The organism is Actinoplanes sp. CA-030573, assembly GCF_050951115.1.
Taxonomy (GTDB): domain Bacteria; phylum Actinomycetota; class Actinomycetes; order Mycobacteriales; family Micromonosporaceae; genus Actinoplanes.
On record NZ_CP192038.1, the window covers coordinates 419,808 to 435,485 of the forward strand.

15 protein-coding genes and 2 riboswitches are annotated in these 15,678 nt (G+C 69.8%); of the genes, 11 read left to right on the forward strand and 4 right to left on the reverse strand.

Annotated features, from left to right (window positions below; translation table 11 throughout):
- The first annotated feature begins 1 nt into the window (after nucleotide 1).
- The 5 genes from ACQP2F_RS01970 (at nucleotide 2) to ACQP2F_RS01990 (ending at nucleotide 6,050) form a co-directional block, all read left to right on the forward strand.
- Nucleotides 2–1,294: an ABC transporter ATP-binding protein gene (locus ACQP2F_RS01970; RefSeq protein WP_433300047.1), complete on the forward strand. Its 1,293-nt coding sequence runs from the start codon at nucleotides 2–4 to the stop codon at nucleotides 1,292–1,294.
- Nucleotides 1,295–1,390: 96 nt separating this feature from the next.
- Nucleotides 1,391–2,260, forward strand: coding sequence for a hypothetical protein (locus ACQP2F_RS01975; protein ID WP_433300049.1), 870 nt, complete (start codon nucleotides 1,391–1,393; stop codon nucleotides 2,258–2,260).
- An 81-nt stretch (nucleotides 2,261–2,341) separates the two neighbouring features.
- The gene (locus ACQP2F_RS01980) at nucleotides 2,342–2,785 is read left to right on the forward strand and encodes an ATP-binding protein (protein WP_433300051.1); all 444 of its coding nucleotides are present in this window, start codon (nucleotides 2,342–2,344) and stop codon (nucleotides 2,783–2,785) included.
- Nucleotides 2,786–2,885: 100 nt separating this feature from the next.
- Nucleotides 2,886–3,626 (forward strand): HAD family hydrolase, encoded by a 741-nt coding sequence (locus tag ACQP2F_RS01985; protein WP_433300052.1) that lies wholly within the window; start codon nucleotides 2,886–2,888, stop codon nucleotides 3,624–3,626.
- Between the two features lie 57 nt (nucleotides 3,627–3,683).
- Nucleotides 3,684–6,050: a glycoside hydrolase family 65 protein gene (locus tag ACQP2F_RS01990; RefSeq protein WP_433300054.1), complete on the forward strand. Its 2,367-nt coding sequence runs from the start codon at nucleotides 3,684–3,686 to the stop codon at nucleotides 6,048–6,050.
- A 54-nt stretch (nucleotides 6,051–6,104) separates the two neighbouring features.
- On the opposite strand, the gene ACQP2F_RS01995 is transcribed toward ACQP2F_RS01990, so the two are convergent.
- Nucleotides 6,105–7,181, reverse strand: coding sequence for a coiled-coil domain-containing protein (locus tag ACQP2F_RS01995; RefSeq protein ID WP_433300056.1), 1,077 nt, complete (start codon nucleotides 7,179–7,181; stop codon nucleotides 6,105–6,107).
- A 9-nt stretch (nucleotides 7,182–7,190) separates the two neighbouring features.
- Nucleotides 7,191–7,328, reverse strand: a riboswitch (cyclic di-AMP (ydaO/yuaA leader).
- Nucleotides 7,329–7,536: 208 nt separating this feature from the next.
- Nucleotides 7,537–7,678, forward strand: a riboswitch (cyclic di-AMP (ydaO/yuaA leader).
- Nucleotides 7,679–7,681: 3 nt separating this feature from the next.
- Here ACQP2F_RS01995 and ACQP2F_RS02000 point away from each other — a divergent pair.
- Complete coding sequence (locus tag ACQP2F_RS02000; protein ID WP_433300058.1) at nucleotides 7,682–8,686, forward strand: coiled-coil domain-containing protein; 1,005 nt, start codon at nucleotides 7,682–7,684, stop codon at nucleotides 8,684–8,686.
- A 15-nt stretch (nucleotides 8,687–8,701) separates the two neighbouring features.
- Here ACQP2F_RS02000 and ACQP2F_RS02005 read toward each other — a convergent pair whose 3' ends face one another.
- Complete coding sequence (locus tag ACQP2F_RS02005; RefSeq protein WP_433300060.1) at nucleotides 8,702–9,478, reverse strand: ABC transporter ATP-binding protein; 777 nt, start codon at nucleotides 9,476–9,478, stop codon at nucleotides 8,702–8,704.
- A complete protein-coding gene (locus ACQP2F_RS02010) occupies nucleotides 9,471–10,367 on the reverse strand; it encodes an ABC transporter permease (protein ID WP_433300062.1) in 897 nt (298 codons plus the stop codon). The genes ACQP2F_RS02005 and ACQP2F_RS02010 overlap by 8 nt, the downstream gene beginning before the upstream one ends.
- Nucleotides 10,368–10,546: 179 nt before the next feature.
- Between ACQP2F_RS02010 and ACQP2F_RS02015 the strand changes: the two genes are divergently transcribed.
- Both ACQP2F_RS02015 and ACQP2F_RS02020 read left to right on the forward strand, forming a co-directional pair.
- Nucleotides 10,547–11,146: a TetR/AcrR family transcriptional regulator gene (locus ACQP2F_RS02015; RefSeq protein ID WP_433300064.1), complete on the forward strand. Its 600-nt coding sequence runs from the start codon at nucleotides 10,547–10,549 to the stop codon at nucleotides 11,144–11,146.
- A 104-nt stretch (nucleotides 11,147–11,250) separates the two neighbouring features.
- A complete protein-coding gene (locus tag ACQP2F_RS02020; RefSeq protein WP_433300065.1) occupies nucleotides 11,251–11,577 on the forward strand; it encodes an Atu4866 domain-containing protein in 327 nt (108 codons plus the stop codon).
- Here the strand turns inward: ACQP2F_RS02020 and ACQP2F_RS02025 are convergent.
- A complete protein-coding gene (locus ACQP2F_RS02025) occupies nucleotides 11,500–12,765 on the reverse strand; it encodes an MFS transporter (protein ID WP_433307314.1) in 1,266 nt (421 codons plus the stop codon). The two genes, ACQP2F_RS02020 and ACQP2F_RS02025, sit on opposite strands and share 78 nt — an antisense overlap.
- Nucleotides 12,766–12,848: 83 nt before the next feature.
- Between ACQP2F_RS02025 and ACQP2F_RS02030 the strand changes: the two genes are divergently transcribed.
- The 3 genes from ACQP2F_RS02030 to ACQP2F_RS02040 all read left to right on the forward strand — a co-directional run bounded on the left by ACQP2F_RS02030 (nucleotide 12,849) and on the right by ACQP2F_RS02040 (nucleotide 15,651).
- On the forward strand, nucleotides 12,849–13,865 hold the full coding sequence (locus tag ACQP2F_RS02030) for a LacI family DNA-binding transcriptional regulator (protein ID WP_433300067.1): 1,017 nt from the start codon (nucleotides 12,849–12,851) through the stop codon (nucleotides 13,863–13,865).
- Nucleotides 13,866–13,960: 95 nt separating this feature from the next.
- Nucleotides 13,961–14,587, forward strand: coding sequence for a nicotinamide riboside transporter PnuC (gene pnuC, locus ACQP2F_RS02035; protein WP_433300069.1), 627 nt, complete (start codon nucleotides 13,961–13,963; stop codon nucleotides 14,585–14,587).
- Nucleotides 14,566–15,651 carry an AAA family ATPase gene (locus ACQP2F_RS02040; protein ID WP_433300071.1) on the forward strand — a complete coding sequence of 362 codons (1,086 nt, stop codon included), beginning with the start codon at nucleotides 14,566–14,568 and terminating at the stop codon, nucleotides 15,649–15,651. Before pnuC ends, ACQP2F_RS02040 begins: the two co-directional genes overlap by 22 nt.
- The last annotated feature ends 27 nt before the right edge of the window (nucleotides 15,652–15,678 follow it).

Genomic DNA, 15,678 nt, shown 5'->3' on the forward strand with positions numbered 1-15,678 from the left:
GGTGTCCACCGTCTTGCTCAAGGACGTCACCAAGATTTGGCCCGATGGCACGGTTGCCGTCAATCACGTCAGCCTGGACGTGAAGGACGGTGAGTTTCTCGTGCTCCTGGGCCCGTCCGGCTGCGGCAAATCCACCATTTTACGCATGATTGCGGGCCTGGAGGATCCCTCCGAAGGGGACATTCTTCTCAACGGTGACCCGGTCCTGGAATTGGCGCCACGCGACCGCAGTATTGCCATGGTCTTCCAGGATTTCGCCCTTTATCCGCACATGACGGTTAGCGACAACATCGGCTTTCCCCTCCGTCTGTCCGGAATGGAACAGACCAACCGGCTGGATCGCGTCGGTGACGTCGCCAGCGCTCTCGGCATCGGCGATGTGCTCGGCCGCAAGCCGAGCCAGCTCTCCGGCGGCCAGCGCCAGCGCGTCGCGATGGGCCGCGCGATCGTGCGCCGCCCCGGCCTCTTCCTGATGGACGAGCCGCTGTCCAACCTGGACAGCGGCCTGCGCGCCGAGCTGCGCGCGGAGATCACCGGCCTCACCCGCGAGCTCGGCGTCACCACCATGTACGTGACGCACGACCAGGCCGAGGCGCTCACCATGGCCGACCGCGTGGCGATCATGCGGAAGGGCATCCTCCAGGACGTCGGCACCCCGACCGAGGTGTACGGCCGGCCGGCCACCCTCTATGTCGCCGCCTTCCTCGGCTCACCCCGGATGAACCTGCTCGAGGCATCCGTCTACGTGCACCTCGATCAGTACATCGCCCTGAACTTCGGCGAGCAGGCGCTGTACCTGCCGTGGAACGACATCCGGGCCCGGGCGGTGGCCCACTACCACGGCGAGCGCATCGTGGTCGGCATGCGGGCCGAGGCGCTCACGCCGGTCGCGCCGGACGTGCCGGGCGACATCCTGCGGGGCCGCATCCGCTACCTCGAGCACCACGGGCACGAGTCGCTGGCCTACCTCGACATCGGGGCGACCGCGATCGTGGTCGACGAGATGGGCACCGGCAAGCCCGACCCCGAGCCCGGCAACCCGCTCAAGCGCTTCGGCGGCGCGCTGCAGAAGCTCACCGGGCGCGCCGCCACGGCCACGGTCGTCCAGCCCCGGCCCGAGCGCGACAGCGTGCTCGACCCGGGCCGGCACCACCGCCGGCCGGCCGAGCTCGCGGTGCGCCTGGCGCCGTACCCGGCCGTCTCGCCCGGACATCCGCTCGCCGTAGCCGTACGGATGGATGCCCTGCACTTCTTCGACGAGCGCGGCGACCGCATCGACGTCGGTTGGCGGTAACGGAGATCTTCCCCCGCTTGACCCCATGAGCTAGCGTTCCGCCCACACGTCGATGCGATGGCGTATCGACGCTGAAGACCTCGCGGAGGTGGGCACGTGGCGAACGCGTCCGGCTTGCTGGTGATCGAGCGCATCCTGCGCGACCGGCAGGGCATCTGGCAGCAGCTCGTCGAGGACCGGGACCTGCCCCGGCTGGTGGGCCAGATGCTCGCCAGCACGGTGCTGGCCCTCGCCGTTTACGGCGCGGTTCTCGGCTCCTTCCACAGTGTGTTGATGGCGCTGACGTCGGCGGTGAAGCTGCCGCTGCTGTTCCTGGCCACCCTGGCCATCTGCCTTCCCACGCTGTACCTGTTCAACCTGGTCTTCGGCGCCCGGCTCTCGGTGCGGCAGGCGCTCGCGCTGGTCATGGTGGCGCTCACGGTGACCGCCATGCTCGCGCTGGCGTTCGCGCCGATCAGCCTGTTCTTCCTGATCACTGCGCCCGACTACCAGTTCTTCAAGCTGCTCAACGTCGCGATCCTGGCGCTCTCGGCGCTGGTCGGCCTGCGCTTCATGACCGACGGCATGCGCACGCTCAACCGGCACGGCCTGATGGCGCCGGCGCCCCAGCCGGTCAAGGCCCCGGTCTCGCCCGCACCCGCTCCGGCCGCGGTCCCGGCAATGGCCGGCGCTCCCGCCCCCGAGGCCGGCAACGGCACGGCGCCGCAGCCGCACCAGGTCCAGGTGCCGCTCGGCTACGTGCTCCAGCCCATCCAGAAGGCGGCGCCGGCCCGGCCGGCCACGCAGACCCCGCCCAGCATGACCCTGCTGTACATCTGGATCCTGCTGTTCGGCTTCGTCGGCACCCAGCTGGCGTGGACGCTGCGGCCGTTCTTCGGCAGCCCGGGCATGAAGTTCAGCCTGTACCGCCAGATCGACGGCAACTTCTACGCGGAGATCTTCAAGACGATCGCTCACCTCTTCTGAGGTTGATCGCCCATGGCTGCTGCAACCGGGAGACCACGGCGCGTAGGCTGCACCACGGTGGAGGAGAGATTGCGACAGAGCGTGCGTTCGGCTCCCGGCGTGGAGTCGTCCGGCGGCGATGCGCCCCGCTCTCCTCAGCTTCTCGACCGGCGTTTCGGCCGTGACGAGATCGCCGTGGTGCGGCACGAGGTGTCCGCCCGGCTCACCGCGGCCGGTCTGGCCGGGGAGCGGCTGCAGGGCTTCGTCCTGGCCGTCAACGAGGTGATCACCAACGTCGTGCTGCACGCCGGCGGCCAGGGCCGGGCGGTGCTCTGGCTGGCCGGCGGCTCGGCGTGGTGCACGGTCACCGACTCGGGCCCCGGCATCCCGGCGCACTACCTCCAGCAGCCCGAGGTGCCCGGCGCGTTCGAGGTCGGCGGGCGGGGCATCTGGCTGGCGCACCAGCTGTGCGACGAGGTGACGGTGGCCACTGGGCCGATCGGTACCACGATCGGGCTGCGCATCGAGTTGCCGCGCCGCGTGTGACCTGCGTGAAACGGTGATTTGAACAGCTTGTAAAGCGTCCGGAAAACGTGAAGCCGCCCTTCCGGACTCACCGCGAGCCGCATGCGACTACATTGGGCGCGTGCTCGGACTACCTCAGCATGTGACCGCATGCCTTTTTGATCTTGACGGCGTGCTCACGCAGACCGCCCTCGTGCACAATGCTGCGTGGAAACAAACGTTCGACACGTTCCTCGAGACGTGGTCGGCACAGCACGGGCAAGAATTCGTGCCGTTCGACTCCGGCGCCGACTACCACCGATATGTCGACGGCCGGCCACGCGCCGATGGCGTACGCACCTTCCTCGCCTCTCGCGGTATCACCCTGCCCGAGGGCAGCCCGGATGACGGTCCCGACCAGCTGACCGTGAACGGCATCGGCAACCAGAAAAACAACCTCGTCCTACAGAAGATTAAGGAGGGCGCGGTCCAGGTATACGAGGGCTCCGTGGAGTACCTCAAGGCCGCGCGCGACGCGGGGCTGCGCCGGGCGGTCGTCTCGGCCAGCGCCAACTGCAAGGACGTTCTCGAGGCGGCGGGTATCGCGAACCTCATCGAGGAGCGCGTGGACGGTGTGACCGCACGCGAGCAAAGCTTGCCCGGCAAGCCGGCACCCGACACTTTCCTGTACGGCGCGAAACTCCTCGGGCTTCCCCCCGAGAGCTGTGCCGTCTTCGAAGATGCTCAGGCCGGCGTTGCCGCAGGTCGAGCGGGCGGTTTCGGGATCGTGGTCGGTGTGGACCGCGTCGGGCAACGTGACGCTTTGCTCGAGCACGGGGCGGACATTGTGGTCACGGACCTGTCCGAACTCCTGACGCGCTGAACCCGCATCAGCGCTTAAATTCACGACTTTCTTTACTCATTCACGAGAGGCACCACCGTGATCCGTGAACGGGCATATCCCGTGGACCCCTGGCACATCCGGGAGACCCGGCTCGACCTGGACCTGCTGGCCCAGTCCGAGTCGGTGTTCGCGCTTGCCAACGGGCACATCGGGATACGCGGAAACCTGGACGAGGGCGAGCCGCACGGCCTGCCGGGTACCTACCTGAACTCGTTCTACGAGCTGCGCCCGCTGCCGTACGCCGAGGCCGGCTACGGATTCCCCGAGTCCGGCCAGACGATGATCAACGTGACCAACGCCAAGCTCATGCGGCTGCTGGTCGACGACGAGCCGTTCGACGTACGGTACGGCGAGCTCCGCTCCCACGAGCGCGTGCTCGACCTGCGAGCCGGCACGCTCGAGCGCACCGTCGAGTGGGTCTCCCCGTCCGGCCAGGCGATCCGGGTGCGCACCGTGCGGCTGGTCTCGTTCACCCAGCGCGCCGTGGTGGCGTTCCTCTACGAGGTCGAGCCGCTGGACGCCTCGGCCCGGCTGATCCTGCAGTCCGAGCTGGTCGCCAACGAGCAGCTCCCGCCGATGAGCAAGGACCCGCGCGTCGCGGCCGTGCTCGACCACCCGCTGCAGGCCGAGGAGATGCTCGAGCAGCGCACCGGCGGCCTGCTGGTGCACCGGACCAAGGCGAGCGACCTGCGGATGGCCGCGGCCATGGAGCACCTCGTCGAGGCGCCGGGCAAGCACGCGATCACCACCGAGGGCCACCCCGACTGGCTGCGCACGACCGTGGCGAGCAAGCTCGAGCCGGGACAGAAGCTGCGCGTGGTCAAGCTCGCCGCGTACGGCTGGTCCGGGAGCCGTTCCCTGCCCGCCATCCGCGACCAGGTGGGCGCCGCGCTCGCCAGCGCCCGGCTGGACGGCTGGGAGGGCCTCGTGGAGGCCCAGCGGGAGTACCTGGACGCGTTCTGGGACCACTCCGACGTCAAGGTCGAGGGCGACCCCGAGGTGCAGCAGGCCGTCCGCTTCGGCCTCTTCCACACCCTCCAGGCCGGCGCCCGGGCCGAGCAGCGCCCGATCGGCTCCAAGGGCCTCTCCGGCCCCGGCTACGACGGCCACACCTTCTGGGACGCGGAGACCTTCGTGCTCCCGGCGCTGACCTACACGCAGCCCTCGGCGGCCGCCGACGTGCTGCGCTGGCGGCACTCCACGCTCGATCTGGCCCGGGAGCGGGCGCAGACCCTCGGCCTGCAGGGCGCCGCGTTCCCGTGGCGCACGATCCGCGGCCAGGAGTGCTCGGCGTACTGGCCGGCCGGCACCGCGGGCTTCCACATCGGCGCCGACATCGCCGACGCGGTCCGCCGCTACGTGCAGGCGACAGGCGACTACGACTTCGAGCGTGAGGTCGGTCTCGAGCTGCTGGTCGAGACCTCCCGGCTGTGGCGGTCGCTGGGCCACCACGACCGGCACGGACGCTTCCACATCGACGGCGTCACCGGCCCCGACGAGTACACGGCCGTGGTCGACGACAACATCTACACCAACCTGATGGCCCAGCAGAACATGTTCAGCGCGGTGGAGGCCTGCAAGCGGCACCCCGACCTGGCCCGCAAGCTGGGCGTCGACGACGAGGAGATGGCGTCGTGGCGGGATGCGGCGGCGGCGGTGCACATCCCGTACGACCGGGAGTTGCAGGTCCATCAGCAGTCCGAGGGCTTCACCCGGCTCCAGGAGTGGGACTTCGAGAACACCCCGCCCGAGGCGTACCCGCTGCTGCTGAACTACCCGTACTTCGACCTGTACCGCAAGCAGGTGGTCAAGCAGGCCGACCTGGTCATGGCGATGTACATCCGCGGTGACGCGTTCACCCCGGAGGAGAAGCAGCGCAACTTCGCCTACTACGACGCCCGTACGGTGCGGGACTCGTCGTTGTCGGCCTGCGTCCAGGCGGTTCTGGCGGCCGAGGTCGGGCACCTCGAGCTGGCGCACGACTACCTGGGCGAGGCCGCCCTGATGGACCTGCACGACCTCCACCAGAACTCGCGTGACGGCGTGCACGTGGCGTCGCTGGCCGGCACCTGGATCTCGCTGGTCGCCGGCCTCGGCGGCATGCGGGACTTCAACGGCCAGCTGTCGTTCGCGCCCCGGCTGCCGAGCCGGATCAGCAACCTCGAGTTCTCGCTGTTGTGGCGCGGGCTCCGGCTGCGGGTGAATGTCACGGCCGACGAGGTGACCTACTCGCTGCGCAACGGCGGCGGCTCGGCCCGGCTCGTGCTGCTGCACCACGGCAAGGAGATCGAGGTCACCCAGGTCAAGCCGGTGAGCGTGCCGATCCCGCCGGCCGGACCGGTCGGCCCGCCGCCGACCCAGCCCGCGGGCCGGGCCCCGGTGCGCCGGGCTCCGCAGGACTGACCGTCAACGACAACGGCCCCCGCGGATATCGCGGGGGCCGTTGCCATGTCTGCTCTACAGCATCGAAACGTGCACGTGGTCCTTGTGGGCGCTGACGCCGTGATAGGTGTGCCAGTTACCGGTCGCCGGGAACCAGATCTGCTGATACCAGATGACGTAGTAGATGCCCAACCGGTCGGCGTTGCGGACCAGGAACGCCATCAGGTTGTTGCCGTAGTTCTTCATGTCGGCGTTGTGCGCGTTCGAGAATCCGCTCTTCTGCAGGGACCAGTCGCAGGCCCGGCCCTTCGGATGCTCGAACGGTCCGCCGTTGCGGTGACAGCCGACGAAACGATTGAAGCCGGCCTTCTTCACCTCTTGGTACATGTGCAACGTACGCGCGGTGATGCAGCCACTCGTGGTCGGATCGTTCACGGTGCATTTCTCCGGCGAGAAACCGCCCTCGGCATTGCGTGGCGCGGGCGCCGCCTGCTTGGAGACCGCGTCGACGAAGCCGCCGGTGAGGCTCTTGCCGCCGACCAACTCGAGCGCCTTCTCGGCCGAGGCCTTCTGCTTCTGCATCGCCAGCAGGTTGGTCTGCTGCGCCTTCACCTCGGCGTCGAGCGCGGCCTTCTTGCTGTTGACCAGGTCGATCGCGGCGTTGAGCTCGCGCAGCTTCCGGTCGTGCAGCGTGTTGATCTCCTCCAGCGAGACCGCCTTCTTGAGGAAGTCGCTCGACCCCTGGCTGCCGAGCAGGAAGCTGGCGGCGCCGAGGTGGCCGGTCTGGTACTGCTGGGCGGCGATCGCGTTGACCTCGGGGATCAGCGCGTTGCGCTTGGCCTCGGCCAGGTTGATCTCGACGGCCAGGCTCTTCTGCGTCGCGGTGGACTTCGTCACCGCCGCCTTGGCCTGCACATACTTGCGGTTCGACGACTCGAGCACGTCGTTCAGCGTCGCGTTCGCCTCGACGTCGTCGTCGCCCTCGTCAGGGATCGCGGACGTTCCTCCGCCTGAGCTCGACCCTTCGCCGGAGCTCGACGAGGACGAGGTGTCGGGGTCGGCGCTCGCGGGGGCGGTCGGCGCCGCCAGGAACGAGACAGCCACGAGCGGCGCCAGGGCGAGTGTCAGCCACCGGCGGGTTCGTACGGTCATCCAGCCAGGTTCCTTCCGGTTAACCGCCGACCGGGTTAGCTGACGGGTTCGGGACGGAAGCGATCCCTACCGCTCGCGCGGATTCACCCCAGGTGAGGAACATTTGGTTCCCCGGCTCGCCTCGCGGCGATTGGGCGGTGGTCTGCCGGCGCCTCGGGGGCGGCGCCTTCGGCGGCAGAGCCGTCGGAGAGTTTACCCGAGACTTGGGAACGCATCAGGGTCCGATAAACGTGAATGTGGTGAGCGGATAAGCACTTTCCGTAATGAGGTGACAAGCCGTTATCGGCCAATCGCACAGGGTACGAGATCTGTCGATCAATCGATGGCATGGGTATCGTCGGTCCCGATCCCCACCCGGGGATCGCCGCCTAATCGCCGCGAGGCGAGCCGGGGAACCAACCGTTCCTCTCAATGGGGTGAATCCGGAGTCACTTCCGGTAGGGAACTTCCGTCCCGAACCCGTCAGCTAACTCGGTCGGCGGCCGACGGAAGGAAACAGTGTGCGGCACCAATCTGTCCGCCGCCGATTAGCGGCGACCCTCGCCCTCCTGGTCGCTGCCGCCGGTCTGGCGTTCGCGGCCCCGGCCCACGCGGCGCCGGGCGACACCGGGGACGACGGCGAAGGCGGCTCCAAGTCGCTGATCCAGCAGCTCGAGGCGGCCTCCCGGGGCTACGTCCAGGCCCGGGACGCGCTCGCGGCCTCCAAGACCCGCCAGGCCCAGCTCACCGCCCGGCTCAAGCAGCTGGACGCCGAGCTCGCCCCCCGCCAGGCGGCGGTCGACGAGATCGTCGCCGAGGCCTACATGTCCGGCCGGCTCGGCCCGATGAGCGCGCTGCTCAACGCCGGCTCGGGTGCCGGCTTCCTGGACCGGGCCGAGATGCTGGAGACGGTCGGGGTCAAGCAGCAGGCCGCGGTCACCGACCTGCGGGCCGTCCGTGACCAGCAGGCCGCGGCCAAGCTGGCGATCGACGCCACCATCCGTGACCAGCAGAAGCAGGTGAACGTGATGGCCAAGCGCAAGGTCCAGGCCGAGACCGCGCTGAAGGCGGCCAACGCCGGCCAGGACGACCCGCAGCCCAGCGACGGCGGCAGCAGCAAGTCGGCGGCCAAGTTCCAGGGCGGCAGCGGCATGGTGGACGACCCGACCAGTGGCGGCCGCATCACCCAGCGCATGCTGTTCGCCATGCGGCAGGCCCAGGCCGACGGGTTCACGCACTACGTGCACTGCTGGCGCGAACAGAACAGCGGCGAGCATCCCAAGGGCCGGGCCTGCGACTTCGCGGCCGACAAGGGCGGTTTCGGCGGGGTGGCGACGGGCGCCAGCAAGACGTACGGGACGAACCTCGCGAACTACTTCATCAACAACTCGAGCCGGCTGGGCGTCCTGTACGTCATCTGGTTCAAACGCATCTGGCTGCCGTCGAGCGGCTGGAAGGCGTACACCCGTGGCAACGGCGATCCCTCGAGCGATCACACGAACCACGTGCATTTGTCGGTCATCTAGGGCGGTACGGGGCCTTCACTTCTTCACGAAGGCCTCGTACTCCTTCATCACGTCGTCGGTCGGGCCGTCCGCCTTGATCACGCCGCTCTCCAGCCAGATGCTGCGCTCGCAGGTGTCCCGGATCGACTGCTCGCTGTGGCTGACCAGGAAGACCGTGCCGGCCTCCGCCCGCAGGTCGCGGACCCGCTGCTCACTGCGCTTGCGGAACTTCGCGTCGCCGGTGGCCAGCGCCTCGTCGATCAGCAGCACGTCGTGCTTCTTGGCCGCGGCGATCGCGAAGCGCAGCCGGGCCGACATGCCGGACGAGTAGGTGCGCATCGGCAGCGAGCTGAAGTCACCCCGCTCGTTGATCCCGGAGAACTCGATGATGTCCTGCACCTGGCTCTTGACCTGGGCCGGGGACATGCCCATGGCCAGGCAGCCGAGGGTCACGTTGCGCTCGCCGGACAGGTCGTTCATCAGCGCCGCGTTCACGCCCAGCAGCGAGGGCTGGCCGGCCGCGTAGATCGCGCCGCCCGCCTCGACCGGGAGCAGGCCGGCGATCGCCCGCAGCAGCGTCGACTTGCCCGAGCCGTTCGTCCCGATCAGGCCGATGGCCTCGCCCTTGTACGCCACGAAGCTGACGCCCTTGACCGCGTGCACCTCGCGGACGGCCGCGCTCTTGGTCCGGGTGACGAGGCGCTTGAAGCTGCTCAGCGGCGAGTTCTGCGCGGCCGAGACCGAGCCGTGGATCCGGTAGATGATGTGCGCGTTGTCGGCGATGACGGTGGGGACCCGCTCTTCGTCAGCCACGGCCGTACCCTTTCTCTCCCCGCCAGAAGTAGGCGTAGCCGCCGAGGCCCATGACCACGGCCCAGATGACGGCCTCGGTCCAGAGTCGCCGCGGCGACCCGGCCAGGATCACGTTCTCCATCAGCGCGTGCCGCATGAGCTCGATGTAGACCAGCAGCGGATTGGCCTCGACCAGGGCCAGCTTCCAGCCGTGCAGGTGGGCCGTGAACTGCGTCACCGGGTAGAGCACGGCCGACCCGTACATCCAGACCCGCATGATGAACGGGATGAGCTGCCGCAGGTCGTGCAGCGTGGACCCGAGCCGCCCGACCAGCATCGCGAAGCCGGCGTTGAAGATCGTCTGCAGCACCAGGGCGGGCAGGATGAGCAGCCATTCGACCGTGATCGGCTCGCCGGTGAACAGCACGATCGCGATCAGCACGGCCGTCGACGCGATCATGTTCCGCGCCTCGACCAGGGTGATCGACAGCGGCAGGCTGGCCCGGGGGAAGTGCAGCGCCCGGATCAGGCCGAGGTTGCCGCTCACCGCCTGGACGCCGGCCTGCACCACGGTCTGGGTGTATCCGAAGATGAAAACCCCGGTGCACAGGTACGGGATGAAGTTGCCCACGCCGTGCTTGGTGTTGAGCAGCACGCCGAAGATCACGTAGTAGACGCCCGCGTTGAACAGCGGGGTCAGGACCTGCCAGATCATGCCCAGGCGGGTGTTGCCCAGTGACGCCGAGACCTTGGCGCTCGCGAACTCCCAGATGAAGTGCCGGTAGGCCCAGAGCTGGCGGGTGTACTCCGGCAGGGTGGGCAGCCGTCCGGCGGCGCCCAGTCCATGCTTCCGGGCCAGCTCCCTCACGGAGGGCCCGGAGTAGGACTCGACGACGGTCGTCTGAGCCATGGGGTGGTGCTCCGATCTCGTCGGCCCGACGTCGGGGGAATCGGGTCCTGGTGCTTTCCGCGAGAACACAACTAGCAAGCATGCCAACACGTCACCGATGGAACGGGTTCGTATCGACGTGAAATCTAACCGACCGAACGGCGGAACGCAACCGTTACGTCCTGGCGTATAGTGACTACGTGGCGACAGCGAAGCGAGCACCAGCCGGGGCCGCCGTGCTCCGGGGCGACATCACTGTGGCTATCCGTAACGCGGTCATGCAGGAGCTGGCCGAGGTCGGATATGGCCGCCTCTCCATCGAAGCCGTGGCCCGCCGAGCCGGCGTCGGCAAGACCGCCGTCTACCGGCGCTGGAGCAACAAGCTCGAGATGGTCCTCGAGATTGTCTCCGACGTCGCGGGGCGAAGCGTACCCCTTCCGGACACCGGCAGCTTCGAAAGCGATCTCCAGCTGCTCATGATGATCGTAAGCCGCGCGCTCCAGCACCGGATCGCCTCGCAGATCATCCCGGACCTGATGGCCGAGGCCTCGCGGAACCCGCAGATCGCCGAGACCCTCCAGAAGGCGCTGCGCACCCACCAGCAGGCGGTCGGCGACAAGCTGATCGGCCAGGCCGTGGCCCGCGGGGAGCTGCCGCCGGGCACCGACCCCGAGGTGGCGATCGACCTGATCCTCGGGCCGCTCTACTGGCGGCTCGCGGTCGCACGTACGCCCCTCGGCGACGACTACCTGGAGAAGATGATCGCCGCGGTCATGGCCGCGTTGCGCGCGTCGAGCTGACGCACCCCAACCGCAACCCGGTTGCACTCCGGGTCAGCCCCTCGCTGCCGAAACTAGGAGCCATTCCCCTACCTCGCCGTTCGCCTCGCCTTTGAGGAGCCGCCATGCGCACCCCGCACGTCGACGTCGCCCTGTTCAAGCGCATCATGGGCGGCCGGCCCGCCGAGTCCACGCGGCTCGCGGCCCCGCGGGTGCGGACCGCGGCGCCGGTGGGTGCGTGGCTGAGCGAGGACGGCGCGGTGCGGCTCGACATCTTCGACGACGGCACGTACGACGGGCAGGTCGCCGGCCGGAAGCGTCATGCGCACGGCACGTACACCATCGACGGCGCGACGATGACGTTGAGCGACGAGTCAGGGCTGTACACGGCGGTCGCCCTGGGCGAGGGCGAGCTCGAGATGGCCGGTTACCGCCTCGGGCCCGCTCTCTAGGCTGCTCCGCCTGTCCGTCCGGAAGCTCACCAGGGCCAGCACCAGGCCGGTGACGGCCAGCGCCACCCCGATCCAGGCCGACGACAGGTAACCCCATCCGGCCGCGATCACCACGCCGCCCAGGGCCGCGCCCATGCTGTTCGCCACGTTGCTGGCGGACTGGTTGATCGCCGCGCCCATCAGCTGGGCGCCGGGCGCCACCGAGATGAGCCGGGCCTGCAGCGCCGGCCCGATGAAGAGGCTGGCCGCGCCGACCAGGAACGCGCCGGCCACCAGCCCGGCCGGGTGCCGGGCGGTCAGGCCGAAGAGCGCGATCGAGGCGATGATGCCGACGAAGCCGAGCAGCACGCTGCGCCGGAGGTCGCGGTCGGCCACGACGCCGCCGACCGCGTTGCCGACCGTCATGCCGACGCCCATCACCGCCAGCACCCAGGGCACGGCCGACGCCGGCAGCCCGGTGACGTGGGTGGTGACCGGCGCGATGTAGCTGTTCACGGCGAAGAAGCCGCCGAAGCCGATCGCCACCACCAGCGCGGCGAGCCACACCTGCGGCAGCCGGAAGGCGGCCAGCTCGTCCCGGGGTGAGCCGCCCGGCGCGGCCGCCACCTCGGGCACCACGGCCAGCACGGCGAGCAGCGTGAGCGCGAAGACGCCGGCCACGGCCAGGTAGGCCACCCGCCACCCGGCCGCCTGCCCGAGGCCGGTGATCAGCGGGACGCCGAAGACATTGGCCGCGGTCAGGCCGCCGAGCACGATCGAGAAGCCGCGCCCCTGGCTGCCGGGCCCCAGCATGGCCGCCGCCAGCAGCCCGGCCGCGCCGAAGTAGGCGCCATGGGCGAGCGCGGCGACGAACCGGGCGGCCAGCACCAGCCCGAAGGTGGGCGCCACCGCCGAGGCGACCGTGCCGGCCACGAACAGCCCGAGCAGCCCGACCACCAGCCGGCGGCGCGGGACCCGGGCGGTGAGGGCCGCGATCGTGGGCGCGCCGGCCACCACGCCGAGGGCGTACCCAGTGATCATCCAGCCGGCCTTGGCCACCGCGTCGGCGCTCGATCGGGCGTACTCCGCCGGCAGCAGGTCATGGGCCATGTCGGGCAGCAGGCCCATCGCTACGAACTCGGTCAGGCCCAGCCCGAAGCCGCCCAGCGCCAGCGCGAGCAGGGCCGCCCAGCGGCGGCCGGCGGTCATTCTCTCCACTGGGCCGACTCTAGAACGTTCTAGGCCGTGGCGTCGTAGAACGTTCTAGTGATCACACGTTAAAGTTCGGTTTCATGCGGACAGGGGAACGGCGGCCCACGCTGGCCGACGTCGCCGCCGAGGCCGGGGTCTCGGTCGCGCTGGCCTCGATCGTGATGCGGGAGGCGCCCGGCGCCAGTGCCGCGACCCGCGCGCGAGTGCTCGAGGTCGCCCGCCGGCTCGGCTACCAGCCGGACAGCCGGGCCCGCCTGCTGCGTAGCGGCGAGAGCCGGCTGCTCGGCGTGGTCTTCGGCGTCCAGCACCCGTTCCACGACGACGTGCTGACCGGCCTCTACGACGCCGCCGGGCGGGTCGGCCACGAGCTGGCGCTGAGCGCGGTGACCCCGCGACGCGATGAGCGTACGGCCATCGACGGCCTGTTGCGCGACCGATGCGCCGCGCTGATCCTGCTCGGTCCGCTCATCCCGACCGCCGAGCTGGGCGCGCTGACCGCCCGCATGCCGGTGGTGGCGATGTTCCGCCCGATCCGGCACAAGGCGGTCGACGTCGTGCGCACCGACGACTCGCGCGGCCTGCACCTGGCCGTCGACCACCTGGTCGAGCTGGGCCACCGCCGCATCGCCCACGTCGACGGCGCCCGCTGGGTCGCGTCGGCCGAGCGGCGGCAGGGCTACCGCGAGGCCATGACCCGGCACGGCCTGGCCGAGCACATCCGCGTCGTCCCCGGCGGCTCCGGCGAGGAGGACGGCGCCCGGGCCGCCCGGGAGTTGCTGGACGATCCGCCCACCGCGGTCACGACGTTCAACGACCTGAGCGCGACCGGCCTGCTCGACGGCTTGCGCCGGGGCGGCCTCGACGTGCCCGGCGACATCAGCGTCGTCGGGTACGACGACAGCAGCTTCAGCCGGCTCGCCCACATCGACCTGACGACCGTGGCCCAGGACATCGACACCATGACGACGCTCGCCGTGGCCCGCGCGGTGGAGCGCGTGGCCGGCGTGCGGATCGCCCATCGCGAGGTGGTCACCTCACCCCGGCTGGTCGTCCGCGGCACGACCGGCCCTGTGGATTCCGGTTCGGAAGTGTCGTAGCGGTGCTCTAATCTCACCCCACCCAGTAACGGGGTGGGGTGAGACCAGCAGACAAACGGCCGGACAAACAGGGCGGACACGGGTAGAAGACCACGATGATCGACTGGCTCACGAGCACCGCCTTCACCGCATTCGGCGCCCCCACGACCTGGGCCGAGATCCTTGGCTTCGCGACCGGCCTCATCAACGTGGCTCTGCTCGTCCGCCAGCACATCCTCAACTGGCCGCTCGGCATCCTCAACGTTCTGCTGCTCATGGTCGTGTTCTGGTCGGCCGGCCTCTACGCCGACGCCGGCCTCCAAGTCGTCTACGTCGTGCTCGGCCTCTACGGCTGGTGGGCCTGGCTCTACGGCGGCGAGCGGCACACCCGGCTCGTGGTCCGCTCGACCACCGGCCCCGAGTGGGTCGGGCTGGCAGTCGCCGGCATCGTGCTGACCGCCGGCCTCTGGCTGTTCCTCGACCGGCTCACCGGGTCCACCGTGCCGCTCGCCGACGCCCTCACCACCGCACTCTCGCTGCTCGCCACCTACGGCCAGACCCGCAAGCTGATCGAGAGCTGGTGGCTGTGGATCGCCGCCGACCTGATCTACATTCCGCTCTACGCCTACAAGGACCTCTGGCTCACGGCGATCCTGTACGTGGCCTTCCTCGCCCTCTACGTCGCCGGCCTGCGCTCGTGGCGGACCGCTAGAAAAGAGCTGTGGAGTACGAACACGGGCTGATCGTCGGCAAGTTCTATCCGCCGCACGCGGGCCACCACCTGCTGATCGACACGGCCGCGGCACGATGCGCCCGGGTGACGGTCGTGGTCGCGCCGTCCTCGGCCGAGACCCTGCCGCTCGATCTTCGTCTCGACTGGCTGCGCGCGGCGCACGGGCCGAACGTACGGTTCGTGGGCGTGCACGACGACCACCCGATCGACTATGCCGACCCGGCGGTGTGGGAGCTGCACATGGCGGTCTTCCGGGCGGCGGCGGGCACCGATCGGGTCGATGCCGTCTTCTCCTCCGAGGCGTACGGGGTGGAGCTCGCGGCCCGGTTCCACGCCGAGCCGGTGATCGTCGACCTCGGGCGGGAACGGGTGCCGGTCTCGGGGACGGCCGTGCGCGACGACCCGATCGGGAACTGGGCTCATCTCGGGCCGGGCGTGCGGGGCTGGCTCGCGAAGCGGGTGGTGGTGGTCGGCGCCGAGTCGAGCGGGACCACGACCATGGCCCGGGCGCTGGCCCGGCACTACCGGCTGCGCGGCGGGCTCTGGCGGGCGACCCGGTGGGTGCCCGAGTTCGGCCGGGAGCTGACCGAGCGCAAGCTGGCCGCGCTCGGTCCGGGGGCGACGATCTTCGACGTGACCTGGGACCACGCGGACTTCCGGACGGTGGCGGCGGCGCAGAACGCCGCGGAGGATGCGGCGGCCCGGTCGGGCTCACCGGTGCTCTTCGGCGATACCGACGCGTTCGCGACCACGATCTGGGAGGAGCGCTATCTGGGAGCAACTTCCGCGGCCGTACGGGGTGAAGTCCGCCGCCCCGATCTGTACCTGCTCACGGACGACGACGGCGTGCCGTTCGAGGACGACGGCCTGCGCGACGGCGAGCACCTCCGACGGTGGATGACGGGTCGTTTTCGCGACGAGTTGGCTGCTCACGGCGTACGACACCGGGAATTGACCGGAACCTTCGGCGAGCGTCTGCGCGCCGCGGTGAGGGCGACCGACGAGGTGCTCGCGGAGGGTTGGGTGTTCGCGCCGCCGCTAAGCGCGCACGCGCAGAGGCCGATCGGGAGGTAGGGACTCGCACACGCGGAGAGGGGTCGC